22 protein-coding genes are annotated in these 23,449 nt (G+C 62.9%); 13 read left to right on the top strand and 9 right to left on the bottom strand.

The window, feature by feature from the left end; translation table 11 throughout:
- Window positions 1-11: 11 nt before the first annotated feature.
- Together ABOA88_RS12665 and ABOA88_RS12660 are read right to left on the bottom strand one after the other, a co-directional pair.
- Window positions 12-1,364 carry a heavy metal sensor histidine kinase gene (locus ABOA88_RS12665; protein ID WP_196169975.1) on the bottom strand — a complete coding sequence of 451 codons (1,353 nt, stop codon included), beginning with the start codon at window positions 1,362-1,364 and terminating at the stop codon, window positions 12-14.
- On the bottom strand, window positions 1,361-2,041 hold the full coding sequence (locus ABOA88_RS12660) for a heavy metal response regulator transcription factor (RefSeq protein ID WP_196169870.1): 681 nt from the start codon (window positions 2,039-2,041) through the stop codon (window positions 1,361-1,363). Before ABOA88_RS12660 ends, ABOA88_RS12665 begins: the two co-directional genes overlap by 4 nt.
- A gap of 205 nt (window positions 2,042-2,246) precedes the next feature.
- On the opposite strand from ABOA88_RS12660, the gene ABOA88_RS12655 reads away from it, so the two are divergent.
- Both ABOA88_RS12655 and queF read left to right on the top strand, forming a co-directional pair.
- Window positions 2,247-2,735 carry a cupredoxin domain-containing protein gene (locus ABOA88_RS12655; RefSeq protein WP_196169869.1) on the top strand — a complete coding sequence of 163 codons (489 nt, stop codon included), beginning with the start codon at window positions 2,247-2,249 and terminating at the stop codon, window positions 2,733-2,735.
- Between the two features lie 67 nt (window positions 2,736-2,802).
- Complete coding sequence (gene queF, locus ABOA88_RS12650; RefSeq protein ID WP_196169868.1) at window positions 2,803-3,633, top strand: NADPH-dependent 7-cyano-7-deazaguanine reductase QueF; 831 nt, start codon at window positions 2,803-2,805, stop codon at window positions 3,631-3,633.
- 120 nt (window positions 3,634-3,753) lie between these two features.
- Here the strand turns inward: queF and ABOA88_RS12645 are convergent, their stop codons facing one another.
- On the bottom strand, window positions 3,754-4,017 hold the full coding sequence (locus ABOA88_RS12645; protein WP_043212894.1) for a DUF4404 family protein: 264 nt from the start codon (window positions 4,015-4,017) through the stop codon (window positions 3,754-3,756).
- A gap of 123 nt (window positions 4,018-4,140) precedes the next feature.
- Window positions 4,141-4,704 carry a phosphonoacetaldehyde phosphonohydrolase-related protein gene (locus ABOA88_RS12640; protein ID WP_367851652.1) on the bottom strand — a complete coding sequence of 188 codons (564 nt, stop codon included), beginning with the start codon at window positions 4,702-4,704 and terminating at the stop codon, window positions 4,141-4,143.
- Window positions 4,705-4,896: 192 nt separating this feature from the next.
- Between ABOA88_RS12640 and ABOA88_RS12635 the strand changes: the two genes are divergently transcribed.
- Entirely contained in the window at window positions 4,897-5,604 is a 708-nt protein-coding gene (locus tag ABOA88_RS12635; RefSeq protein WP_043212899.1) for an MlaA family lipoprotein, read from the top strand.
- Window positions 5,605-5,658: 54 nt separating this feature from the next.
- Here the strand turns inward: ABOA88_RS12635 and ABOA88_RS12630 are convergent, their stop codons facing one another.
- Window positions 5,659-5,958 (bottom strand): PilZ domain-containing protein, encoded by a 300-nt coding sequence (locus ABOA88_RS12630; RefSeq protein WP_196169866.1) that lies wholly within the window; start codon window positions 5,956-5,958, stop codon window positions 5,659-5,661.
- A 269-nt stretch (window positions 5,959-6,227) separates the two neighbouring features.
- Here ABOA88_RS12630 and rssB point away from each other — a divergent pair, with 269 nt between their 5' ends.
- On the top strand, window positions 6,228-7,412 hold the full coding sequence (gene rssB, locus ABOA88_RS12625; RefSeq protein ID WP_196169865.1) for a two-component system response regulator RssB: 1,185 nt from the start codon (window positions 6,228-6,230) through the stop codon (window positions 7,410-7,412).
- Window positions 7,409-7,891 carry an anti-sigma factor antagonist RssC gene (rssC, locus tag ABOA88_RS12620; protein ID WP_008099230.1) on the top strand — a complete coding sequence of 161 codons (483 nt, stop codon included), beginning with the start codon at window positions 7,409-7,411 and terminating at the stop codon, window positions 7,889-7,891. The genes rssB and rssC overlap by 4 nt, the downstream gene beginning before the upstream one ends.
- Window positions 7,892-8,015: 124 nt before the next feature.
- Here rssC and ABOA88_RS12615 read toward each other — a convergent pair whose 3' ends face one another.
- The 4 genes from ABOA88_RS12615 to ABOA88_RS12600 form a co-directional block, all read right to left on the bottom strand.
- Window positions 8,016-9,902 (bottom strand): alkaline phosphatase D family protein, encoded by a 1,887-nt coding sequence (locus tag ABOA88_RS12615; RefSeq protein WP_196169864.1) that lies wholly within the window; start codon window positions 9,900-9,902, stop codon window positions 8,016-8,018.
- Between the two features lie 121 nt (window positions 9,903-10,023).
- Entirely contained in the window at window positions 10,024-10,950 is a 927-nt protein-coding gene (gene tal / locus ABOA88_RS12610; RefSeq protein ID WP_196169863.1) for a transaldolase, read from the bottom strand.
- A 122-nt stretch (window positions 10,951-11,072) separates the two neighbouring features.
- Window positions 11,073-12,083, bottom strand: a complete 1,011-nt coding sequence (dusA, locus tag ABOA88_RS12605) for a tRNA dihydrouridine(20/20a) synthase DusA (RefSeq protein ID WP_196169862.1) — start codon at window positions 12,081-12,083, stop codon at window positions 11,073-11,075.
- 354 nt (window positions 12,084-12,437) lie between these two features.
- Entirely contained in the window at window positions 12,438-13,352 is a 915-nt protein-coding gene (locus ABOA88_RS12600; RefSeq protein WP_043212912.1) for a LysR family transcriptional regulator, read from the bottom strand.
- A gap of 174 nt (window positions 13,353-13,526) precedes the next feature.
- Here ABOA88_RS12600 and ABOA88_RS12595 point away from each other — a divergent pair, with 174 nt between their 5' ends.
- The 8 genes from ABOA88_RS12595 to ABOA88_RS12560 all read left to right on the top strand — a co-directional run bounded on the left by ABOA88_RS12595 (window position 13,527) and on the right by ABOA88_RS12560 (window position 23,327).
- The gene (locus ABOA88_RS12595; RefSeq protein ID WP_043212914.1) at window positions 13,527-14,495 is read left to right on the top strand and encodes an ABC transporter substrate-binding protein; all 969 of its coding nucleotides are present in this window, start codon (window positions 13,527-13,529) and stop codon (window positions 14,493-14,495) included.
- 75 nt (window positions 14,496-14,570) lie between these two features.
- Window positions 14,571-15,422 (top strand): ABC transporter permease, encoded by an 852-nt coding sequence (locus tag ABOA88_RS12590; RefSeq protein WP_070571041.1) that lies wholly within the window; start codon window positions 14,571-14,573, stop codon window positions 15,420-15,422.
- Window positions 15,419-16,252, top strand: a complete 834-nt coding sequence (locus ABOA88_RS12585) for a quaternary amine ABC transporter ATP-binding protein (protein ID WP_196169860.1) — start codon at window positions 15,419-15,421, stop codon at window positions 16,250-16,252. The genes ABOA88_RS12590 and ABOA88_RS12585 overlap by 4 nt, the downstream gene beginning before the upstream one ends.
- 12 nt (window positions 16,253-16,264) lie before the next feature.
- Window positions 16,265-17,788, top strand: a complete 1,524-nt coding sequence (hutH, locus tag ABOA88_RS12580) for a histidine ammonia-lyase (RefSeq protein ID WP_196169859.1) — start codon at window positions 16,265-16,267, stop codon at window positions 17,786-17,788.
- A 409-nt stretch (window positions 17,789-18,197) separates the two neighbouring features.
- Window positions 18,198-18,680: a formate dehydrogenase subunit gamma gene (locus tag ABOA88_RS12575; protein ID WP_196169858.1), complete on the top strand. Its 483-nt coding sequence runs from the start codon at window positions 18,198-18,200 to the stop codon at window positions 18,678-18,680.
- The gene (locus ABOA88_RS12570; protein WP_367851651.1) at window positions 18,674-20,233 is read left to right on the top strand and encodes a formate dehydrogenase beta subunit; all 1,560 of its coding nucleotides are present in this window, start codon (window positions 18,674-18,676) and stop codon (window positions 20,231-20,233) included. Before ABOA88_RS12575 ends, ABOA88_RS12570 begins: the two co-directional genes overlap by 7 nt.
- Window positions 20,230-23,115 carry a formate dehydrogenase subunit alpha gene (fdhF, locus tag ABOA88_RS12565; RefSeq protein ID WP_196169856.1) on the top strand — a complete coding sequence of 962 codons (2,886 nt, stop codon included), beginning with the start codon at window positions 20,230-20,232 and terminating at the stop codon, window positions 23,113-23,115. Before ABOA88_RS12570 ends, fdhF begins: the two co-directional genes overlap by 4 nt.
- Window positions 23,112-23,327, top strand: coding sequence for a formate dehydrogenase subunit delta (locus ABOA88_RS12560; RefSeq protein ID WP_070571044.1), 216 nt, complete (start codon window positions 23,112-23,114; stop codon window positions 23,325-23,327). The genes fdhF and ABOA88_RS12560 overlap by 4 nt, the downstream gene beginning before the upstream one ends.
- Window positions 23,328-23,449: the final 122 nt, after the last annotated feature.

Genomic DNA, 23,449 nt, shown 5'->3' with positions numbered 1-23,449 from the left:
GGGCGGCCCCTTCACAACGTTTCAGGCAACTCGATCACGAACCGCGTCCAACCCTGTGCGCACTCGGCGCGGATGTTCCCGCCATGGGCCTGGATGATCGAACGGGTAATCGCCAGACCCAATCCCGCATGTTCGCTGCTGCCTTCCCGCCGAGCCGGGTCTGCCCGATAGAAGCGGTCGAAAAGCCTGGGCAGCACGGCCGGTTCAATTGCAGGGCCGGTGTTGGCGACGATGATGTGAGCCCCCGGCTGCAGCGACACGCGGATCTCCCCACCTTGTGGCGTGAAGCGCAGGGCATTGTCCAGCAGATTGGACAATGCCCTGCGTAGCATATGTCGGTCGCCCTCCAGCCGCGCCTCGCCTTCGCGCACCAGGCGTACCTCGGCGTCTTCGGCCAGCGGCGCGTAGTATTCCAGCAAGGCGTCCAGCTCCACCGCCAGGTCCAACGCCTCGCGGTTGGGCATCAGCAGGCCGTGATCGGCCTTGGCCAGGTAGAGCATGTCATTGACCAGTTGCGCCATCCATTGCAGCTCCTCCAGGTTGCCGTGCAACGCCTCGCGATACTCGTCGAGGCTGCGTGGACGGGTGAGGGTGACCTGGGTGTGGGTCAGCAGGTTGGACAGCGGTGTGCGCAGCTCATGGGCGATGTCGGCGGAAAACGCCGACAGGCGCTGGAAGGCATCATCCAGGCGTTGCAGCATGGCATTGACGGTGGTGGCGAGCTCGGCCAGCTCCTCGGGCATCTGGGCCACTGGCAATCGGGTGGTCAGGGAGCGGGCATTGACGCTGGCGGCCACCTCGCCCATTTGGCGCAGGGGACGCAGCCCGCGGCGGGCAGCCCAGGCACCGAGCAAGGCAGTGGCCAAGGCCGAGAGGCCGACAGTCAGCCAGATCAGGCGCTGCATGCCTTGCAGAAAGTGCTGGTGGTGGGTGATGTCCAGCAAGAGGGTCAGTTGGGCCGAGCCTGGGTTGCCTTCGTCCAGCTGGATGCACAGGCTGCGGTAGTCGACGCCATCGGCATGCAGGGTGGCAAGCCCGGTGTGCGTGGGGGTGTCTGGCAAGTCGTTGCGGCTGTCGAACCACAGCGCGCCATCAGCACCGCGGATGCGCAAGGCCAGATCGGCCTGGTGGCTCAGTTCGTTGCGAAGGGCGGGCAGGCGCGACGCCAGGTCGGCAGGGCGGGTGACGCCCTCGAGCAAGGTGCGCATCAAGGACAGCCGGCCATTGAGCAGTTGCTGGTCCAGTTCGATGAAATGGCGTTCGCTGGCGCGGCTGAACAGCAGGCCGGCGGTCAGCGAGACGGCCGCAGTGCAGGCGGCGAACAGCAGGGCCAGGCGCCCGCCCAGGGACACGCGCGGCATCAGTCGTGGCGCTCCTCGAGTACGTAGCCCATGCCGCGCACTGTATGGATCAGCTTGTTGTCATGGTGGTCGTCGATCTTCAGGCGCAGGCGGCGGATCGCCACCTCGATGACATTGGTGTCGCTGTCGAAATTCATGTCCCAGACCTGAGAAGCGATCAGCGATTTGGGCAGTACCTCGCCCTGGCGGCGCAACAGCAGTTCGAGCAAAGCGAACTCCTTGGCGGTCAGGTCAATGCGTTGGCCGGCGCGTTCGGCGCGGCGGCGGATCAGGTCCAGGCGCAGGTCAGCCAGGCCCAGTTGTGTCTCCTGGCTGGAATTGGCGCCCCGGCGCAGCAGCGTGCGGACCCTGGCCAGCAGCTCGGAGAAGGCGAAGGGTTTGACCAGATAGTCGTCCGCGCCCAGTTCCAGGCCGTGGACCCGGTCTTCCACGGCATCGCGGGCGGTAAGGAACAGCACTGGAGTTTCCAGGCCAGCCTGGCGTACCGCCTGGAGGATCTGCCAGCCGTCGCGCCCAGGGAGCATGACATCGAGGATCAGCAGGTCATGATCGCCGGTCAAGGCCAGGTGCTGGCCGGTATCGCCGTCACAGGCGAGTTCGGTGGCAAAGCCGGCTTCGCTCAGCCCTTGGCGTAAGTATTGGCCGGTCTTGACCTGGTCTTCGACGATCAGCAGTTTCATGTCCTGTCCATAGTTCGAAAAGTGCGCGCCTACCTCAGTGGGAGCGGGTAAGCCCGATTTTGCAGAGGGCGAGGTGATGGCTGAAATGATACGTGACTCTGGCAACCGACAACCAAGCTGACAAAGTTGTAATCTGGCTGTCAGCTAACCGCCAGCGGTACCTTTTAGAGTAGGTCTCATCCTGCTGCGTCTGTTCGGAGTCTTCATGAAACACCTGTTCATCGCCGCCGCCCTGGCCCTGGTCAGCCTGCCCACTTTGGCAAGCGAAGCAAAAACCTTTGCGTTCGGCGAACCGGCCCCGGCCTCCAAGGCCACTCGCACCGTGGAAGTTGTACTCAAGGACATCGCCTTCGAGCCTGCAGGCCTCGAGGTCAAGGCGGGCGAGACTGTGCGCTTCGTCCTGGTCAATCAGGGCAAACTGCCCCACGAATTCAACCTGGGCGACGCGGCCATGCATGCCGCGCATCAGAAGCAGATGATGGCCATGACAGGCATGAGCATGAACCATGAAGGCATGGACCACGGTGCGATGATGGGCGGGCACGGTCATGACGGCAGCAATACGGTGCTGGTGCAGCCTGGCCAGCGTGCCGAGTTGACTTGGACCTTCCGCAAGTCTGCGCCTATCGAGTTCGCCTGCAACGTGCCGGGCCATTACCAGGCCGGTATGGTCGGGAAGCTGACCATCGAGTGACTTCGATCCCAAGGCGGGATGCAAAACCGGTAGAATGAGGGCCATCTTGAGTCTTCAGGTCAGGTCCATGCATCCCGCCGCCGAACATTCCCCGCTGGGCAAGTCCAGCGAGTACATCGCCACCTACACCCCTTCGTTGCTGTTCCCCATTCCGCGCGCGGCCAAGTGGGCCGAGTTGGGCGTGACCGCCCAGACCCTGCCGTGGCAGGGCGTGGACTACTGGAACTGTTTCGAGCTGTCCTGGTTGCTGCCTTCGGGCAAACCGGTGGTGGCCATCGGTGAGTTCGCCATTCCGGCCGATTCGCCCAACATCATCGAATCCAAGTCGTTCAAGCTGTACCTCAACTCCTTGAACCAGACAGTGTTCGCCTCTACCCGCGAGCTGCAGGCTTGCCTGGAGAAAGACCTGTCCGCCGCCGCGGGCAAGGCTGTCACCGTTCGGGTTCGTACCTTGGCGGATGTCGAGGCCCAGGGCGTGGTAGCGCTGCCAGGCCATTGCATCGATGACCTGGATGTGAGCATCAGTAACTACGAGCAGCCCCAGCCTGAACTGCTGCAGTGCGACCCGCAGCGTGTGGTCGAGGAGGCAGTGCACAGCCATTTGCTCAAGTCCAACTGCCCGGTCACCGGGCAACCGGACTGGGGAAGTGTCGTGGTGGAGTACAAAGGCCTGGCGCTGGATCACGCGAGTCTGTTGAGTTACCTGGTGAGCTTCCGTCAGCACTCGGACTTCCATGAGCAGTGCGTCGAACGCATTTATCTGGATCTCTTGCGCCTGCTCAAACCGGAGCACCTGACCGTATATGCGCGCTATGTGCGTCGCGGTGGCCTGGACATCAACCCCTACCGCAGCACCGGGGCGATCAGCCCAGGCAATCAGCGGCTCGTTCGTCAATAAGTTTGTCGTTGTGGCCGCGGCGCGCCTCAGTCGCGACACAAGGCTGCTCCTACAGCGCGATGTCTGTGGGAGCGGCCTAGTGTCGTGAGAGGCCTGCGCAGCAATCCCGGATGAGCAGGGTCAGATGCCCATGCTGTGGAGATAGTTGGCAATATTGCGCAGCGTGGCAGTCAGGTCGGGGTGGTCGACCTCGAAGCGTTCAATGGCGAGGTTCACACCGTCGACCAGGTTGTTGTCGGGGGTGGCTTCCTCAAGTTTGAGTTGTGCCTCTATCTGCCTCGCTTCTTCGTGCAAGCTGGCCAGTTCTTCGTCCGACAGCGGTACATTCCGATCCAGTTGCTCGCGCAGGCTATTGAGTCGCTCTTGCAGTTCGCGGGCGGGCATTGGGTGTTCTCCCTCTATGGCTTGGCAAGGCATGGACCTTCGCGACGGTGCAAAGGTTCTGGCCTGTCTCCAAGCGTAATCCACCTGCAGGCGCTTTGCATGATCGGCGTCAACGTCCCTGTATCAGGGCTTTTCGCCCTTGCGTCGGCGCAGGGCAATGTCAGCCAGGCACGTATCGAGTGCTTCCAGGTGGTCGATCACCGAGTGCACGCCAAGGCCGAACAGCTCCAGGGTGGCCTTGCCGCGCGCCAGTTCGCGCGCCTGCTCGGTCATTGTTTGCCACTGGCTGGAGCCGACCTCGCAGGAAGGGCTGCTGTTGGCCAGGCCTACCGTCCATAGCCCCGCGTTGAGGGCCGATTGCAGCAGGCGCGGCTCGCCGCTGATCAGCACACAACCGTCCAGACGTTTGCTGCGCAGGGTCATCAACGCCTGCCAACAGGCGTTCGGCGCGGGCCAAGGGCAATTATTGACTGCTTGCCCCGGCAGCCAGTCCGGCAACACGTTGGCCAAGCGTTTGCCTTGGCTGGCACCCAGCTCATCGAGCCACATGCAGGGGACCTGGCGCTCACGCAGGGTCGATAGGATGTCCAGTGCCCCAGGGGCGGGCAGGGGGTTGCCGTTGACCGCCTGGACCAGGCAACCTCGCAGTCCGAAGAGTACGGCGGTGAAGGCAGATGCAGCTTCCATGGCAGCGTCCCTCAAATAGTCCGCAGGCTAGCGGGCGCCTGTTACCGGTGGATGACATTGCAACCGTTGTTCACATAATCTTGATTAAAAATGTGTAAAGCTGCTTATCAGCCGATGGGCCTTTATACTGGCGACTTAATTGCGCAGCGCACTAACGTGCCTGCTGCCGTCAAATCCGATGGAGAAACATCTATGCGTAGGATCGGTGCCGGAGTGATCGAGCGATTCACCCAGGCCTGTGTCTGCGCCAGCCTGCTGCTGGCGCCCGTGGCAGCCACCCAGGCGGCCACCGAGGAGGATCCTTGGGAATCGGTCAATCGACCGATCTTCAAGTTCAACGATACCCTCGACACCTATGCCCTCAAGCCGCTGGCCAAGGGTTATCAGGCTGTCACCCCGCAGTTCCTCGAAGATGGCATCCACAATATCTTCCGTAACCTCGGCGATGTCACCAACCTGGTCAATGATGTGCTGCAGCTCAAGCCCCATGCCGCGGGCGTCGATACAGCGCGCCTGATCGTCAACACCACGTTCGGCCTGGGCGGCTTCTTCGATGTCGGCACCAAGATGGGGCTGCAGCGCAACGACGAAGACTTCGGCCAGACCCTGGGCTACTGGGGCCTAGGCAGTGGCCCCTATGTGGTCATTCCGTTCCTGGGCCCAAGCACCGTGCGCGATGGCCTGGCCAAGTACCCGGACACTTACACCGAACCCTACCGCTATATCGACCACGTGCCGACCCGCAACTCGATCTTCGCCCTGGACGTGATCGACACCCGGGCCAACCTGTTGTCGGCAGAAAAGCTGATCACCGGCGACAAGTACGTGTTCATCCGCAACGCTTACCTGCAGAACCGCGAGTTCAAGGTCAAGGATGGGGAAGTCGAAGACGACTTCTGATTCGTGCGGGTATGAAAAAAGGCGACCTTCGGGTCGCCTTTTTTCGTCTTTGCCTCAATGCAGGGCCAGGATGCGCAAACCGAACTTCTGCTGGCCGCCGGGTTGGTCGGCGATCCACACCACCTCGGTACTGGCTTCCAGGCCCTTGAGGGCCGGATGGTCGGATTCGATCCGCGCCTGCACCTTGTCACCGACCTTGAAATGTTGCTCGGCCTTCACCTGCATACCGCCACTGGAGAGGTCGAGGCAGACGGCCGAGATCACCTGGCCCGCATGCAGGAGGGTGACGCCGGCATCGATACGCATACGGATGAAGTCGCGTTTCTCACTGTGGTTCGTGGGGGTCTGAGGCATGCTGCATCCTTCCCATTGGGTTGCACGGGTCGGCTTTCTTATAACTCTCGGTGATTTGCCCTGTAAAGTGCGGGGAAGTCGATCCTCGCATGGCTTGAAACGCTTGGCGGATGGGAGTACCGTCTGCGCCTTACAAGGCACCTCTGCCAGTTGCCGGGCCAGTTTTCTTGTCCTACAACTCAAGTAGAGAGTCGCCACAGAGTATCCCTGTAGCCGCCGTCTGCCTTGCTGACGTCGCTACGCCAACCAATCCGGCGCCGTTCGCCCACATGCAGAAAACCAGTGCAACGCTGCTGATCATCGATGACGACGACGTGGTCCGTGCCAGCCTCGCCGCCTATCTGGAAGACAGTGGCTTCAGCGTCCTCCAGGCCGGCAATGGCCAGCAGGGGCTCCAGGTCTTCGAAGAACACCAGCCCGACCTCGTGATCTGCGATCTGCGCATGCCGCAGATGGGTGGTCTCGAACTGATCCGTCAGATCAGTGAGCGGGCGCCGCAGTTGCCGGTGATCGTGGTCTCCGGAGCCGGTGTCATGAACGATGCGGTCGAGGCCTTGCGCCTGGGAGCCGCCGACTACCTGATCAAGCCCTTGGAAGACCTGGCCGTGCTCGAGCACTCGGTTCGCCGCGCGCTCGACCGTTCGCGCCTGGTGCTGGAAAACCAGCGCTACCGCGACAAGCTCGAGGCCGCCAACCGTGAGCTGGAAGCCAGCCTGCACCTGCTCCAGGAGGATCAGAACGCCGGTCGGCAGGTGCAGATGAACATGCTGCCGGAAAGCCCGTGGACAGCGGGCGATTTGTCGTTCGAGCACCAGATCATTCCGTCGCTGTACCTGTCGGGTGATTTTGCCGATTACTTCCGGGTCGATGAGCGACGTATCGCCTTCTACCTGGCCGATGTTTCCGGTCACGGCGCGTCCTCGGCGTTCGTCACCGTGCTGCTGAAGTTCATGACCACCCGCTTGCTGTTCGAATTCAAGCGCAGCGGCAAGATGCGTGAATTCAAGCCTTCCGAGGTGCTCAGCCACATCAACCGTGGGCTGATCAACTGCAAGCTGGGCAAGCACGTGACCATGGTGGGTGGGGTGATCGACGAGGAAACCGGGCTGATGACCTACAGTGTCGGCGGCCATCTGCCGCTGCCGGTGCTCTACACCCCGGGCCACGCTCGTTACCTGGAAGGCCGCGGCCTGCCGGTGGGGTTGTTCGAAGAGGCCAGTTACCAGGACCAGGTGCTGGAGCTGCCGTCGCGCTTCAGCCTGACCCTGATGTCCGATGGCATTCTGGACCTTTTGCCAGGGGATACACTCAAAGATAAGGAAGCGACCTTGCCGGAAATCGTCAAGGACGCGGGGGGCAGCCTGGACGGGCTGCGCCAACGATTTGGATTGGCTACGCTTGGGGAGATGCCGGATGATATCGCCCTATTGGTGTTGAGCAGGAACCTTGAATGAGTACCGGTAGAATCCAGTTCGCCGAGCAGAGCGGGACCTTTGTTCTGAAGTTCGTCGGTGAAGTGCGCCTGACCCTGTGTTCGGCGCTGGATGCAACGATCGAAAAGATCTTCACCGCGCTGAACTTCTCGGCCATCGTCATCGATCTGACCGAGACCGAGAGCATCGACAGCACCACGCTTGGCCTGCTGGCCAAGCTGTCGATCCTGTCCCGGCAGAAGGTTGGCCTGCTGCCGACCGTGGTCACCACCAACCCGGACATTTCCCGGTTGTTGCAGTCCATGGGCTTCGATCAGGTGTTCAACATCGTCGATCGCCCGGTACCGTGCCCGGAGTGCCTGACCGACCTGCCGTCCCAGGATCAGAACGAAGATGTGGTGCGTTCCAAGGTGCTGGAGGCGCACAAGATCCTCATGGGGTTGAACGATTCCAATCGCGAGGCCTTCCACGATCTGGTCAGCGCCTTGGAGCGCACCTGATCCTTATCCCGTGTCGATCCATTCGCGGGTAAACCCGCTTCCACAGGTCATCACAAGCTTCAAGGCTCGCGGTATTCCGGTGGGGCGGATTTACCCGTGAAGCGCTCTGCCCAGGCAGCCGCTGTCACTCCCGCCGCGCAAACTCCGTAGCCTCGTTTCCCTCGGCGCTCAACTGAAACACCCGCGTTGGCCGCCCCTGCTCATCGAACCATACCTGCCCCAAGCCTGCGCCATTCCACAGCCGCTCACCCGCCTGGCTGCGGCTGGGCGTGCGCGGCACTACTTCCATCTGTCGACGTTTGGTGAACCAGTTGAGTGGCGAACGCGGGGCATAGAGCCAACGGTTCAGGCGGTCCAGAACATCCAGCAGGCGCTTGGGAAACTGGTTCTTGATGCCGCTGCTGGTGATCTGCCACAGGTGCGGGCTGCGTTGACGATGGCGGATCAGCACCTCGTAGACGAACGAGTAATGCACGTCACCGGAAAGCACCACGTAGTGGCCCGGGGTGCGCGAGTGGCTGAAAATGTTGAGAATCACCTGTGCTGCGCCACGATGGGCCATCCAGTTTTCCGCATCCACCAACAACGGGTAGCCCAGCCAGCTGAACACGCGCTGGACCGTCTCGATCAGCTTGACCCCGAAGATCGGGGCCGGCGACACGATGATCGCCGAAGGATGATCCAGCAGTGCCTGCTGCAGTTCGCACAAGGCTTCCCAGTCGAGCAGGCCTGAAGGCTTTTTCAGGCTGCTCTCGCTGCGCCAGCGGCGGGTGCGGGTGTCCAGCACCAGCAGTGGTGGCTCAGTGGCCAGGCTGAATTGCCAGCCTTGAAAGCGCAGCAACTGGTCGATCAGCGTGTCCTGGGCCTGGGCGTCCAGGTGCTGTTGCAGGCTGCGCTCGGCCAGGGCCTTGCACGGCTCGATCAGCGCCCGGCAGCTGTCCGGATCGTTGCCCCAGCCCTGGCAGAGCAGGTAACCGAGCAGCGCATTGCCGATGATCCGACGCGAGAAGGGATGCCCATAGGCGGTCTCTTCCCATTGCGCCGACAGGTTCCAGTCGTCGGTGATGTCGTGGTCATCGAAGATCATCAAGCACGGCAGGTGTGCCATCACCCGTGCGACCTGATCGAGGTGGGCGGCGAAGGCTTCGATCTGAGGTAACTCCTGCCGGTAGCGCGCCTGGCGCTTGTCGGTCAGGCCCTCGGGCATGTCCAGGCGTACCAGCGCCCAGGGCAAGGGGGACCAGACCAGCAGGTACATGGCCATGACCTCGGCGAAGGTCACCAGGTGATTGTCGGCGTTGCTGCTGGAGAAGATCGGCTTGCGCTTGCCGCCGAAGAAGCGCTCGCGCAGGGTTTCGTTGCCCTCTTGGACCGGTAGCAGGTCCGCGCGGTGGTAGTAGCTGGCGGGGTGGCGATACAGCGCGGTGCTGTCGGCGACCAAGGCGCCTTCCAGGGTCTCGCCGAACAGGCCCAGGCGTTCGATCAGCGTGTGGATGGCGCGCAGCATGGGGCCGGCGACATCGTCGGCATAGACCTGGTCACCGCTCATCAGCAGCAGCGCCGGGCGCTCCTCGGGTTGCTGGCACTGCTGCAGGAGGCGGTCCGCGCACAGCAGGCCATCGGCAGCCGGGTAGTGAGGCTTGCGGCAGGAGCCATGGAGCAACTGCTCGAGGCGTTCACGCAACACGAAGCTTGGGCGTTGGCTACCGGGGTAGAGCAGGTGAGGAGCCCAGTCGGCGATCCCCTGGCCATCATCGAGCAACAGGTCATAGGGGATGGCGGTGTTGTACGGCAGTGGCTGGTCGAAGTGGATATCCAGCAGGTGAACGAAGGCCTGCGTGCCGATGGGGATCACCTCGCAGGCCAGGCTTGTCGTGACGGATGGCGCATCGAGAACGAACGTGGGGCGAAGCGGCTGTGTGGCGACCAGCCAGATTGCCAGGCGTTGAGGCTCCAGCCGGCGCAGGACGGGGCCTGCAAGGACAGGGGGAAGTGCGGTGTTCGGTGGCATCGATTGGTTTTCAGTCGTGTGTGCCCAGGCGCTGGCGGGCAAAGCAGTTTGAAGGTGCCGCAAATGAAAACGGGCGGAAAATGCTCGGCATCTCCCGCCCGTAGGGCAACCAGAATGTGTATCAGGCTTTTTCAGCCATCAACGCTTCCAGCTTCTCCTGATCACGGGCGAACTGACGGATGCCTTCGGCCAGTTTCTCGGTGCCCATGGCGTCTTCGTTCATCGCCCAGCGGAACTGGCTTTCGCTCAGATGCTGTTTGGCCTCGCCGGCGTTGCCTGGCTTGAGGATTCGCGGTAGTTGGCCTTGGTCATCGCTCAGTTGCTGCAGCAATTCGGGGCTGATGGTCAGGCGGTCGCAGCCGGCCAGTTGCTCGATCTGGCCGATGTTGCGGAAGCTTGCGCCCATCACCACCGTGTCGTAGCCATTGGCCTTGTAGTAATTGTAGATCCGCGTCACCGACTGCACGCCTGGGTCTTCGGCGCCGACATACTCCTTGCCGGTACTTTTCTTGTACCAGTCGTAGATGCGGCCCACGAACGGCGAAATCAGGAACACCCCGGCATCGGCGCAGGCCTGGGCCTGGGCGAAGGAGAACAGCAGGGTCAGGTTGGTCTGGATGCCTTCTTTTTCCAGCTTCTCGGCGGCGCGGATACCTTCCCAGGTGGAGGCCAGCTTGATCAACACGCGATCACGCGGCACGCCGGCCTGCTCGTACAGGCCGATCAGTTGGCGGGCCTTGGCCAGGAGTGCGGGTTCGTCGAACGACAGGCGAGCGTCGACCTCGGTGGAGATACGCCCGGGAATGACCTTGAGGATGCCCGAGCCCACGGCCACGGCAAACTTGTCGCAGGCCAGGTCCACATTGCCCTTGGCATCGCTCTTGACCTGCTTGAGCAGGTCCGCGTAACCCGGGATCGCCGCGGCCTTGAGCAGCAACGATGGGTTGGTGGTGGCGTCGACCGGCTTGAGGCGGGTGATGGCGTCCAGGTCCCCGGTGTCGGCGACCACGGTGGTGAACTGCTTGAGTTGTTCCAGCTTGGAGGTCATGGGCGTGCTCTGTCCTGTGCAATGACTCGACATTACCCGAGCCCCGACGGCCACTCAAGGGCCGGCGGGGCAGGTTGGGCGAGGGAATGAAGGTTCGAGTCGAAAGCGCGCCGGGGGTTCCCTCAGCGGCCTTGCAGCAGCTCGGCGGCCTGGTCGAAGATCGCCAGGGGCTCCGGGGCTTTGTGGATGTCCGCCGACAGCAGTTGGCGGAAACGTCGGGCGCCAGGGAAACCCTGGCCCAGGCCGAGGATATGGCGGGTGATGTGATGCATGGCGCCGCCGCTTTGCAGATGCGCGATGATGTACGGGCGCAGCTTCGCCAGCGCCTCGCTGCGGCTGACCACCGGGGCGGTGCTGCCGAACAGCTGCTGGTCCACTTCGGCCAGCAGGTAGGGGTTGTGGTAGGCCTCGCGGCCCAGCATCACGCCGTCGAAGGTCTGCAGGTGCGCATGGCATTCTTCCAACGTCTTGATACCGCCATTGAGCACCAGCTCCAGATCCGGGAAATCGGCCTTGAGCTGTGCGGCCACGTCATAGCGCAGCGGCGGGATCTCGCGGTTTTCCTTGGGCGACAGGCCTTCGAGGATGGCGATACGCGCATGCACGGTGAAGCTGCGGCAACCCGCGTCACGCACCTGACCCACGAAATCGCACAGTTCGGCGTAGCTGTCACGGCCATTGATGCCAATGCGGTGCTTGACCGTGACCGGAATAGCCACCGCATCGCGCATGGCCTTGACGCAATCGGCTACCAGCGCCGGATGCCCCATCAGGCAGGCGCCGATCATGTTGTTCTGCACCCGGTCGCTCGGGCAGCCGACGTTGAGGTTGACCTCATCGTAGCCCGCATTCTCGGCCAGCCGCGCACACGCCGCCAGTTCCGCCGGCACACTGCCGCCCAGTTGCAAGGCCAGCGGATGCTCGGTGTCGTCATGGCGCAGGAAGCGATGGGCATCGTTGTGCAGCAGCGCACCGGTGGTGACCATTTCGGTGTAGAGCAGGGCGTGCTTGGAGAGCAGGCGCAGGAAGAACCGGCAATGGCGATCGGTCCAATCCATCATCGGTGCAACGCTAAATCGCCGAGAGGGCTCGGGGCGTGTGGTTTGTGGTGTTAAGGCTGTTTCTAAGGGCATTCTGGTCTACGCATTTTGTACCATCTTCCGGGGTTTGAGGGCGTTTTGGGTGTGACAATGGTGGGATGTACCACTGCCAAACGCGCTTGTACCACCGAAAATAGGGCAACGATCAGAGCAAGGAAAAAGGCCGATGGCACGGTGAGCTATACCGTCCAGTTCCGCCTCGAGAAAAACGGTGCCCTAGTCTACCAAGAAGCCCAGGCGTTCGCCCGCAAGCAGGCTTGGTGAAGCGACGGGAGACCGGGTTGGCGGAGTGGTTGTCTCTGACGTGTCTTTGCAGGTGCCGGTGGACGCGAGCAGTGATTTACTTAAGGTAGGCCATCGACCAATCAGGGCTTGCCCACCCGTTGTTCATTCGGATGCAAACGACGGTCTTTCCGCGAACCAGGCCACCGCCAACTCCTTGAATGCCTCAGCCGAAGGCGTCAGCGGATAGCGCTGATCATGCGCCAGCACGATGCTATGCGTTGGCAGTTTTTCCTCGGTCGGCCGACATACCAGCGCTTGACCGTCATAACTGCGGTCACCAAACGGCCGGGTGTAGATCAGCGCAACGCCAAACCCATTTGCGACGAGGCTACGCTGCAACTCGAACGTGCGCACCCGGTGCACGACCGCGGGTGACAGATCGTAAAAGCTGAACAGGTCTAGCACATGCTGCCAACTTTGGGCCTGATCGGTGACGACCAAGGTGTATTCGGACAGCGCCTTGAGACTGACACGCGACTGTTTGGCCAGTGGGTGATCGGCCGACAGCAGTACCTGAGCGGTCAACTGACACAGTTGAGTGCATTGAGTGTTCGGCGGTAAACCCAGGTCGTAGGTGATTGCCAACTCTATCGCCCCCTCAGCCAGCCGCTTGCCAACATAATCAAAGCTGCCATCGCGCATATCGACAGTGACCCTTGGGCAGGACTCCTGCATCCGTCGCACAATTTGTGGCAGGCAGTAGGGCGCCAGGTCTTCAAAGCATCCCACCACCAATTCCCCGACGCACTCGCCTGCATTGGTATTGATCTCGGCAAAGGTCTGAGCTTCTGCCAGAACGCGACGGGCCTGGACCATGACGGTACGACCGAAAGGGGTCAGCGATATGCCAAGGCCACGTTGGCGTATGAAGATGGATTGCCCCAGGACCTCCTCCAGTTCGGTGATGGCCGCCGAGATGGAGGGTTGTGAAACATGAAGTTCCATGGCGGCAGTGGTCAGGTTTCCGTGCTTGGCCGCTGCGAGCGCATAGCGAAGTTGCCGCAGTGTGAACTTCATAGGTTTTACCTTTGTGATGCATCAGTACTTATTATTTTATCCTTTTTTTAGGTTATGAAATATTTCTCCCGCGCAGTGCTCACCAAGGCAAGGCTCGTCAGCCAGTCTGGCGTCCCTCTCTGGGCCGGATGCCCTCGACTACTGCAATCAATGTTCTTGTTTGGGAGCGTCACAATGACAATTACAAAGGCTCTGCTGACTACGACACTTTCTTTCGGGCTGCTGGCGTCTGCTGGCGTCAGCCAGGCGGCCGGCTGGTGCGAGTCTGGCAAGCCGGTGAAATTCGCCGGCTTGAACTGGGAAAGCGGGATGCTGCTCACCGACGTGATGCAGTTCGTGCTGAAAAATGGTTATGGCTGTGATACCGACAGCCTGCCGGGTAATTCCATTTCCATGGAAAACGCCCTGAGCAGCAACGATATCCAGGTGTTTGCTGAAGAGTGGGTAGGGCGCAGCGAGGTCTGGAACAAGGCTGCGGCGGCCGGCAAGGTCGTCGGCATCGGCTCGCCGGTGGTTGGTGCGGTCGAAGGCTGGTATGTGCCGCGTTATGTGATCGAAGGCGATGCCGGGCGCAATCTCGAAGCCAAGGCGCCTAACCTCAAGAGCATCGCCGATCTGAAGCAATACGCCCAGGTCTTCAAGGACCCGGAGGAGCCGGACAAGGGGCGTTTCTACAATTGCCCGGCTGGTTGGACCTGTGAGCTGGACAACAGCGAAATGCTCAAGCGCTATGGTCTGGAAAACGCCTATACCAATTTCCGCCCGGGCACCGGCCCGGCACTGGATGCCGCCGTTCTGTCGAGCTACAAGCGTGGCGAGCCGATCCTGTTTTATTACTGGTCGCCGACGCCGCTGATGGGCCAGGCCGACCTGGTCAAGCTGGACGAGCAACCCGGTGTGGATAAATCCGTGACCATCAAGGTTGGGGTGTCGAAGGCCTTCCACGAGCAGGCGCCGGAACTGGTGGCGGTGCTCGAAAAGATCAATCTGCCGATCGACCTGCTGAACCAGAACCTGGCGCGCATGAGCAAGGACCGTATCGAGTCGCCCGAGCTGGCCAGGTTGTTCCTCAAGGAACACCCCGAAATCTGGCACAGCTGGGTCAGCGAAGACGCTGCCAAAAAGGTAGGCGCAGCACTCTGAGCCTGTGGGGTCGTCCGGCTCCTGCCGGACAGGCCACGCGACGGTCCGCTCCATGCACTTGCTCGAGACAATTCCATGTTTCCGAAAAACTTCACGTTTTCCATTGCCGACTGGGTCAATGGCTGGGTCGATGCGCTGGTAAGCAACTACGGTGATGTGTTCCGGCACATTTCCGACACCCTGTTGTGGGCCATCGTCAACCTCGAAGGCCTGCTACGCGCAACTCCTTGGTGGCTGGTCCTGGCCATCGTCGCGGGCATTGCCTGGCACTCCACCCGTAAAGTCGTGACCACGGTGGTGATCGTCGGCTTGCTGTTCCTGGTCGGTGCGGTAGGCCTGTGGGACAAGCTGATGCAGACCTTGGCGCTGATGCTGGTGGCCACGCTGATCTCGGTCCTGGTCGGCATTCCGCTGGGTGTCCTTTCGGCGCGTAACGATCGGTTGCGGGCGGTGCTGATGCCATTGCTCGACATCATGCAGACCATGCCCAGCTTCGTGTACCTGATTCCGGTCCTGATGCTGTTCGGCCTGGGCAAGGTGCCGGCGATCTTTGCCACCGTCATCTATGCCGCTCCGCCGCTCATTCGCCTGACCGATCTAGGCATTCGCCAAGTGGACGGCGAGGTCATGGAGGCGATCAATGCCTTTGGTGCCAATCGCCTGCAGCAACTGTTCGGCGTGCAGTTGCCACTGGCATTGCCGAGCATCATGGCCGGGATCAACCAGACCACCATGATGGCCCTGTCGATGGTGGTCATCGCCTCGATGATCGGTGCTCGTGGCTTGGGTGAAGATGTGCTGGTCGGCATCCAGACCCTGAACGTGGGCCGCGGCCTCGAAGCGGGCCTGGCCATCGTGATTCTGGCGGTCGTGATCGACCGTATTACCCAGGCCTATGGCCGGCCACGGCATGGGGTGGGCAAATGAGCGACAAGCAGATGATGAACAAGATCGAAGTCAAGCATGTCTTCAAGGTTTTCGGTGCTCGCGCCGAAGACGCCCTGCAAATGATCCGCCAGAAAAAAGCCAAGGATCAGGTGCTGGCCCAAACCGGCTGCGTGGTCGGGGTCAACGATCTCTCGCTGTCCATTGGCAGCGGCGAGATCTTCGTGATCATGGGGCTGTCGGGTTCGGGCAAGTCGACACTGGTGCGTCATTTCAACCGCCTGATCGAGCCGACCAGCGGCGAGATCCTGGTCGATGGCGAGAACATCCTGCAATACGACATGCAAGCCCTGCGCGAATTCCGCCGGCACAAGATCAGCATGGTGTTCCAGAGCTTCGGCCTGTTGCCGCACCGCACCGTGCTGGACAACGTCGCGTATGGCCTGAAAGTCCGTGGTGAGAGCAAGGCCATGTGCGCTGAGCGAGCGCTGCACTGGATCAACACCGTGGGCCTCAAGGGCTACGAAAAATCGTACCCGCATCAGTTGTCGGGTGGCATGCGTCAACGCGTCGGCCTGGCCCGAGCCTTGGCCGCCGATACCGACATCATCCTCATGGACGAAGCCTTCAGTGCGCTCGATCCGCTGATTCGCGCCGAAATGCAGGACCAGTTGCTTGAGCTGCAGAAAACCCTGCACAAGACCATCGTCTTCATCACGCACGATCTGGACGAAGCGGTGCGTATCGGCAACCGGATTGCCATTCTCAAGGACGGTCGCCTGATCCAGGTCGGCACACCGAAGGAAATCCTCTACCAGCCTGCGGACGAATACGTCGATCGTTTCGTGCAACGCCGCGTAGCTTCGCTTTAAGGAACCGCGTGTATGTCGATTGCCGAAAGAGTCATCATCGCCGAAGCGCCAATGCGCTGGCAGGATGTGGTAGCCGTGGCGCGGCATGGGGCGAAGCTTGAGCTGGCCCCGTCGGCCTGGGCGCGGATCGAGAACGCCCAGGCGATCGTCCAGCGCATCGTTGCCAGCGGTGAGCGCGCCTATGGCGTCAATACCGGGCTTGGCGCCCTGTGCAATGTGTCGTTGCAGGACGAACAACTCAGCCAGCTGTCGCGCAACACCTTGCTCAGCCATGCCTGTGGCGTGGGTACGGCGCTGTCGGACGAACAGACCCGGGCGATCATGTGCGCGGCGATCATCAATTTCTGCCAGGGCCGTTCCGGCTTGCAGCGCAAGGTGGTCGAGGCGCTGCTGACGCTGCTCAACCAGCACATCACCCCGCAGGTGCCGAAACAGGGGTCGGTGGGCTACCTGACCCACATGGCCCATATCAGTATCAGCTTGTTGGGCGTCGGCCAGGTCAGCTACCGTGGCCAGATCGTGCCGGCGCAGCAAGCCTTGGCCGAGGTCGGCCTGTCACCGCTGAAACTGGGAGCCAAGGATGGCCTGTGCCTGGTCAACGGCACCCCGTGCATGACCGGCCTGAGCTGCCTGTCCCTGGACGACGCCACGCGCTTGAGCCAATGGGCCGATGTTATCGGCGCCATGAGCTTCGAGGCCCTGCGTGGCCAGTTCGATGCCTTCGACCCTGAAATCATCGCGATGAAACCGCACCCGGGCATGCAGCGTGTGGGCAGCAACTTGCGCCGCCTGCTGGACGGCAGCGAGATCATTGCCAGCAGCCGTGGCATTCGCACCCAGGATGCCTTGAGCATTCGCTCGATTCCGCAGGTGCATGGCGCCGCGCGCGATCAGTTGGCACACGCGGCGCGGCAGATCGAGACCGAACTCAACTCCTCTACCGACAACCCGATGTTGCTGGGTACACCCGAGTCGTACCGGGTGGTTTCCCAGGCCAACCCGCACGGCCAGTCCGTGGCCATGGCGGCCGACTTGCTGGCCATCGCGGTGGCCGAGATCGGGGCCATTGCCGAGCGTCGTCTCGATCGCCTGATCAACCCGTTGGTAAGCGGTTTGCCGGCTTTTCTGGTCAGCCAACCGGGTGTCAATTCGGGCATGATGATTGTCCAGTACGTGGCCGCTTCACTCTGTGCGGAAAACCGTCAGCTGGCACAACCGGCAGTCATCGACAACTACGTCACCTCCGGGCTGCAGGAGGACCACTTGAGCATGGGCACCAATGCCGGGTTGAAGCTGCACCGGGCTCTGGAGAACTGTACGCAGATCCTCGCCATCGAGTACCTGTTGGCGGCCCAAGCGTTCGAGTTCCTCAAGCAGCAACGCTTTGGCGCCGGTACCCACGTTGCCTGGCGGTTGTTGCGCGAACGGGTCCCGGCCTATGCCCAGGACCGTTGGCTGGCCCCGGATATCGCCAGCAGTGCATCGATCCTGAAGGATCCCGTCCTGCTTGGCGCTGCGTTCCCCGACCTGTTGTGACAGATGTAAGCGCCTGACGCTCCCATGGCTTCGAATCGTGCAGGCCACATCCCGATGCAATGTCGGCAAAGTGCCAGCTGAGAGAGCGTTGGGCGTGACAATCGCTCTTCTGCTTGGCGGCGTTGTGCTTTGGCTTTGGAAAACCAAGGCGCCGGAAGACGCCAGGCAGATTCGATCGCAGGCGTACCATCACCGCGTCGGTTTCAGAATGAGCCCTGTCGCTTGGGCGCAACCTTCCAGCGCCAGGGGTGCCATGCTTGCAGGATGCCTACGGACCCACTGCGCGCAGACGCAGGGCCTAGGTACGGAGGGCGCCCGGAGACCATGTGACCGTGACATGGACGGTGCGCCGCAGCAGAAGACGCCGGACGCTTGCCCTGCAGCGGTCCGTGATGCCGAGGTCCGCTGTATGCCTGAAGAGACGCTTCACCTGCCATTGATCCAGCGCGTGCTGGAGCGCTACAAGGACACCGCCGGTGCCTTGCTGCCGATCCTCCATGCCATCCAGGAAGACGCAGGCTACGTGCCTGACGTCGCCGTCCCTGAAATCGCCCATGCCCTCAACCTCAGCCTGGCTGAGGTGCGCGGGGTGATCAGCTTCTATCACGATTTCCGTACTTCGCCCCCGGCGCGCCATACCTTGCGCCTGTGCCGAGCCGAGTCCTGCCAGAGCCGGGGCGCCGAGGCGCTGGCCGCGCAATTGCGTGAGCAGTTGGCGCTGGACGATCACGGCACCACCGCCGATGGCGCCATCAGTCTGAGGCCGGTGTATTGCCTGGGGGCGTGCGCCTGTTCGCCAGCCCTGGAACTGGACGGGCAACTGCACGCGCGCCTGACCCCTGAGCGCCTGCGCGCTCTGGTCAACGGCTGCCGGGAGGAAGAAGCATGCTGAAGCTATTCGTTCCGTGCGATTCGGTCGCCCGCGCGGTAGGCGCCGATCAGGTCGCCGACGCACTGGCCCGCGAGGCCGAGCGCCGGCAGCTGCCGGTGGATATTCAACGCACCAGCTCTCGCGGCCTCTATTGGCTGGAGCCGCTGGTCGAAGTGGAACAGGCCGGCGAGCGCTTGGGCTTTGGCCCGGTTGCCGCCGAAGATGTGCCGAGCCTGCTGGATGCCTTGGTGAGCGAGCCTGCTGGCCATTCGCTGGCCCTTGGGCCGGTGGCCGAGATCCCGTATCTGAAAACCCAGCAGCGCTTGCTGTTCGCCCGTGCCGGTATCACCCGGCCCTTGTCGCTCGAGGATTACCGCGCCCATGGGGGCTTCGAAGGCCTGACCCGGGCGGTGGCGCTCGATGGCGCGGACGTGGTCGCGGCGGTGCTCGACTCTGGCCTGCGTGGCCGGGGTGGTGCGGCATTCCCGGCAGGCATCAAGTGGCGCACCGTACGTGACGCGCAGGCTGCGCAGAAGTACGTGGTCTGCAATGCCGACGAAGGTGACTCCGGCACGTTCGCCGACCGCATGCTGATGGAAGGCGACCCCTTCCTGCTGATCGAAGGCATGGCCATCGCCGGCCTGGCCGTCGGCGCCACCAAGGGCTACATCTATGTGCGTTCGGAGTACCCGGATGCGATCCATGCGCTCAACGCCGCGTTCGACATCGCCCGCGCGGCAGGCTACCTGGGCGACGACGTCGCCGGCAGCGGCCTGGCCTTCGACCTGGAAGTGCGGGTCGGCGCCGGCGCCTATATCTGCGGCGAGGAAACCGCGCTGCTCGAGTCCATCGAGGGCAAGCGGGGGATCGTGCGGGCCAAGCCACCGCTGCCGGCCCTCGAAGGCCTGTTCGGCCTGCCAACCCTGGTGCACAACGTGCTCACCCTGGCTTCGGTGCCGGTGATCCTGGCCAAAGGCTCGGCGTTCTATCGCGACTTTGGCATGGGGCGCTCGCTGGGCACCATGCCGTTCCAGCTGGCTGGCAACATTCGCCACGGTGGGCTGGTGGAGCGTGCCTTCGGTCTTACCCTGCGTGAGTTGGTGGAGGGCTACGGTGGCGGCACGGCCAGTGGCCGGCCGCTCAAGGCCGCACAGGTGGGCGGGCCGTTGGGCGCCTGGGTGCCGCCCAGTGGCTTCGACACGCCGCTGGACTACGAGGCCTTCGCCGCCATGGGCGCGATGCTGGGCCACGGCGGTGTGGTGGTGGCTGACGACACGCTGAACATGGCCAGCATGGCCCGCTTCGCCTTGCAGTTCTGCGCCGAGGAATCCTGCGGCAAATGCACCCCTTGCCGGATCGGCTCGACCCGCGGCATGGAAGTGGTGGATCGGCTGATCGCCAGCACCGATTTGGCCGAGCGCCAAGACCAGGCGCTGTTGCTACGCGACCTGTGCGACACCCTCCAGTACGGCTCACTCTGCGCCATGGGCGGGATGACCTCGTACCCGGTGGCCAGTGCCCTCAAGTATTTCCCTGCTGACTTCGGTCTGACCACCACGGAGGCCGCCCAGTGATCAATTTCTTCGACCCCACCAACGACCTCGACCTGGGGACCCCCGCCCGCGAAAGCGACGTGCAGGTCAGCCTGGTCATCGATGGCCGTGAGATCAGCGTGCCCGCCGGCACCTCGGTGATGCGCGCCGCGGCCTTGCTTGGCACCACCATTCCAAAACTGTGCGCCACCGACAGCCTGGAAGCCTTCGGCTCTTGCCGCATGTGCATGGTCGAAATCGAGGGCATGCGCGGCTACCCGGCCTCGTGCACTACGCCGGTGAGCGAAGGCATGGTGGTGCGGACCCAGACCTCGCGCCTGGCCGATCTGCGGCGCAATGTCATGGAGCTGTACATCTCCGACCACCCGCTGGACTGCCTGACCTGTTCGGCCAACGGCAACTGCGAATTGCAGACGGTCGCGGGCCAGGTCGGCCTGCGCGAGGTGCGCTACGGCTACGACGGTGCCAACCACCTGGAGGAGAAGAAGGACGTCTCCAACCCGTACTTTGACTACGAGCCGAGCAAGTGCATCGTCTGCAGCCGCTGCGTGCGCGCCTGCGAAGATATCCAAGGCACCTTCGCCCTGACCATCACCGGTCGTGGTTTCGAGTCCCGCGTGGCGGCGGCCGGTGGTGACGACTTCCTGAGCTCCGAGTGCGTATCCTGCGGCGCCTGCGTGCAGGCCTGCCCGACCGCGACCCTGAGCGAGAAGAGCCTGATCCAGCTGGGCCAGCCCGAGCGCGCGGTAATCACCACCTGCGCCTACTGCGGCGTGGGCTGTTCGTTCCGTGCCGAGATGAAGGGCGACCAACTGGTGCGCATGGTCCCGGACAAGAACGGCGGCGCCAACCACGGCCACGCCTGTGTCAAGGGCCGCTTCGCCTGGGGCTATGCGACCCACCCGGATCGCGTCACCAAGCCGATGATCCGCAAGCACATCAACGACCCGTGGCAAGAGGTCAGCTGGGACGAGGCGGTCAACTATGCCGCCAGCGAGTTCCGGCGTATCCAGCTCAAGCATGGACGTGACTCCATCGGCGGCATCACCTCCAGCCGTTGCACCAACGAAGAAGCGTACCTTGTGCAGAAGCTGGTACGCGCCGCCTTCGGCAACAACAACGTCGATACCTGCGCGCGGGTGTGCCATTCGCCGACCGGCTATGGCCTCAAGCAGACCCTCGGCGAGTCCGCCGGTACCCAGAGCTTCGACTCGGTGATGCAGGCCGATGTGATCCTCGTGATCGGCGCCAACCCCACCGACGCCCACCCGGTGTTCGGCTCCCAGCTCAAGCGCCGGCTGCGCCAGGGCGCGCGGCTGATCGTCATCGACCCACGGCGCATCGATCTGGTGGATTCGCCCCACGCCCGCGCCGAGTTGCACCTGCAACTGCGTCCGGGCACCAACGTGGCAATGCTCAACGCCCTGGCCCATGTGATCGTCACCGAAGGCCTGGTCGACCAGCCGTTCGTCGATGCTCGCTGCGAGGCGCAAGACTTCGCCCGCTGGCGTGATTTCGTCAGCCTGCCGGAAAACGCTCCGGAGGCGCTTGGCCCGGTGTGCGGCGTGCCTGCCGAGCAGATCCGCGAAGCCGCCCGCGTGTACGCCACCGGCGGCAATGCGGCGATCTACTACGGCCTGGGCGTCACCGAGCACAGCCAGGGCAGTACCGCGGTGATGGGCATCGCCAACCTGGCCATGGCCACCGGCAATGTCGGCCGTGAAGGCGTGGGCGTGAACCCGCTGCGGGGGCAGAACAACGTGCAGGGCTCCTGCGACATGGGCTCGTTCCCCCACGAGCTGCCGGGCTACCGGCACATCTCCAACGAGACCGTGCGCGCCGAGTTCGAACAGGCCTGGGGCGTGACCCTGCAGCCTGATCCGGGCCTGCGTATTCCCAACATGTTCGAGGCGGCCCTCGATGGCAGCTTCAAGGCCCTCTACTGCCAGGGCGAAGACATCGCCCAGAGCGACCCCAACACCCAGCACGTGACCGCGGCCTTGATGGCCATGGAGTGCGTGGTGGTGCAGGACATCTTCCTCAACGAGACGGCCAAGTTCGCCCACGTGTTCCTGCCGGGCAGCTCGTTCCTGGAGAAGGACGGCACCTTCACCAACGCCGAGCGCCGCATCTCGCGGGTGCGCAAGGTCATGGACCCGCTGGCCGGCAAGGCCGACTGGGAAGCCACCGTCGCCCTGGCCAATGCCCTGGGCTATCGGATGGACTACCGTCATCCGTCCGAGATCATGGACGAAATCGCCCGCCTGACGCCGACCTTCCACCGGGTCAGCTATGCCGAGATCGACCGCCATGGCAGCCTGCAATGGCCGTGCAACGACGCTGCGCCCGACGGCACCCCGACCATGCACATCGACCAGTTCGTGCGGGGCAAGGGGCGCTTCATGCTCACCGGCTACGTGCCCACCGACGAAAAGGTCAACAGCCGCTTCCCGCTGCTGCTGACCACTGGCCGGATCCTCAGCCAGTACAACGTCGGCGCCCAGACCCGACGCACCGGCAACGTCGCCTGGCACGCCGAAGACCGCCTGGAGATCCACCCCAACGACGCCGAGGCCCGTGGTATCAGCGACGGCGACTGGGTAGGCGTGGGCAGCCGGGCAGGGCAGACCGTACTGCGTGCCAAGGTCAGTTCCCGGGTAGCACCGGGGGTGGTGTACACCACCTTCCACTTCCCCGAATCCGGCGCCAACGTGATCACCACCGACAACTCCGACTGGGCCACCAACTGCCCTGAGTACAAAGTGACGGCGGTGGAGGTGGTCAAGGTGTTCCAGCCCTCGGAATGGCAGAAGCGCTACCAGGCGTTCAGTGACGAGCAACAACGCCTGCTCAAGGAGCGTCGCCAGGCCGAGAAATCCGAGAAAACCGAGGTGCGTCGATGAGCGGTCATGACAGCCTGGTCAAGATGGCCAACCAGATCGCCCAGTACTTTGCCAGCGAGCCTGACCGGGCGCTGGCAGTGCAGGGCGTGAGGCAGCATTTGCAGAGCTTCTGGACGCCGGCGATGCGTCGGCAGTTGGGGGAGCGGCTGCAGGCTGATGGCGGGGAGGGGGTGGATCCGTTGGTGAAAGAGGCGCTGCAGCAGGCGGCGTGAGGCCGTAGGCAAGCGGGGCTGCTTTGCAGTCCGATCGCGGGGCACGTCGGGGCGGTGATTTGGCGCTTCGACGCGTCCCGCGATGGCGTCTGGCAAACATGAAAAGTCCGTCATGGATGCCA

This window comes from Pseudomonas sp. PKS (assembly GCF_051913525.1).
Classification (GTDB): Bacteria; Pseudomonadota; Gammaproteobacteria; order Pseudomonadales; family Pseudomonadaceae; genus Aquipseudomonas; species Aquipseudomonas guariconensis_D.
The sequence above is the reverse complement of the archived record's forward strand: the minus strand, read 5'-3'. Positions and strand labels throughout refer to the sequence as shown.

What these genes read in the sequence shown, in the direction of transcription:
- ABOA88_RS12660 (WP_196169870.1), bottom strand. Translation starts at nt 2,041, where the DNA reads ATGAAACTGCTGATCGTCGAAGACCAGGTCAAGACCGGCCAATACTTA.
- ABOA88_RS12655 (WP_196169869.1), top strand. Translation starts at nt 2,247, where the DNA reads ATGAAACACCTGTTCATCGCCGCCGCCCTGGCCCTGGTCAGCCTGCCC.
- queF (WP_196169868.1), top strand. Translation starts at nt 2,803, where the DNA reads ATGCATCCCGCCGCCGAACATTCCCCGCTGGGCAAGTCCAGCGAGTAC.
- ABOA88_RS12645 (WP_043212894.1), bottom strand. Translation starts at nt 4,017, where the DNA reads ATGCCCGCCCGCGAACTGCAAGAGCGACTCAATAGCCTGCGCGAGCAA.
- ABOA88_RS12640 (WP_367851652.1), bottom strand. Translation starts at nt 4,704, where the DNA reads ATGGAAGCTGCATCTGCCTTCACCGCCGTACTCTTCGGACTGCGAGGT.
- ABOA88_RS12635 (WP_043212899.1), top strand. Translation starts at nt 4,897, where the DNA reads ATGCGTAGGATCGGTGCCGGAGTGATCGAGCGATTCACCCAGGCCTGT.
- ABOA88_RS12630 (WP_196169866.1), bottom strand. Translation starts at nt 5,958, where the DNA reads ATGCCTCAGACCCCCACGAACCACAGTGAGAAACGCGACTTCATCCGT.
- rssB (WP_196169865.1), top strand. Translation starts at nt 6,228, where the DNA reads ATGCAGAAAACCAGTGCAACGCTGCTGATCATCGATGACGACGACGTG.
- rssC (WP_008099230.1), top strand. Translation starts at nt 7,409, where the DNA reads ATGAGTACCGGTAGAATCCAGTTCGCCGAGCAGAGCGGGACCTTTGTT.
- ABOA88_RS12615 (WP_196169864.1), bottom strand. Translation starts at nt 9,902, where the DNA reads ATGCCACCGAACACCGCACTTCCCCCTGTCCTTGCAGGCCCCGTCCTG.
- tal (WP_196169863.1), bottom strand. Translation starts at nt 10,950, where the DNA reads ATGACCTCCAAGCTGGAACAACTCAAGCAGTTCACCACCGTGGTCGCC.
- dusA (WP_196169862.1), bottom strand. Translation starts at nt 12,083, where the DNA reads ATGCCCTTAGAAACAGCCTTAACACCACAAACCACACGCCCCGAGCCC.
- ABOA88_RS12600 (WP_043212912.1), bottom strand. Translation starts at nt 13,352, where the DNA reads ATGAAGTTCACACTGCGGCAACTTCGCTATGCGCTCGCAGCGGCCAAG.
- ABOA88_RS12595 (WP_043212914.1), top strand. Translation starts at nt 13,527, where the DNA reads ATGACAATTACAAAGGCTCTGCTGACTACGACACTTTCTTTCGGGCTG.
- ABOA88_RS12590 (WP_070571041.1), top strand. Translation starts at nt 14,571, where the DNA reads ATGTTTCCGAAAAACTTCACGTTTTCCATTGCCGACTGGGTCAATGGC.
- ABOA88_RS12585 (WP_196169860.1), top strand. Translation starts at nt 15,419, where the DNA reads ATGAGCGACAAGCAGATGATGAACAAGATCGAAGTCAAGCATGTCTTC.
- hutH (WP_196169859.1), top strand. Translation starts at nt 16,265, where the DNA reads ATGTCGATTGCCGAAAGAGTCATCATCGCCGAAGCGCCAATGCGCTGG.
- ABOA88_RS12575 (WP_196169858.1), top strand. Translation starts at nt 18,198, where the DNA reads ATGCCTGAAGAGACGCTTCACCTGCCATTGATCCAGCGCGTGCTGGAG.
- ABOA88_RS12570 (WP_367851651.1), top strand. Translation starts at nt 18,674, where the DNA reads ATGCTGAAGCTATTCGTTCCGTGCGATTCGGTCGCCCGCGCGGTAGGC.
- ABOA88_RS12560 (WP_070571044.1), top strand. Translation starts at nt 23,112, where the DNA reads ATGAGCGGTCATGACAGCCTGGTCAAGATGGCCAACCAGATCGCCCAG.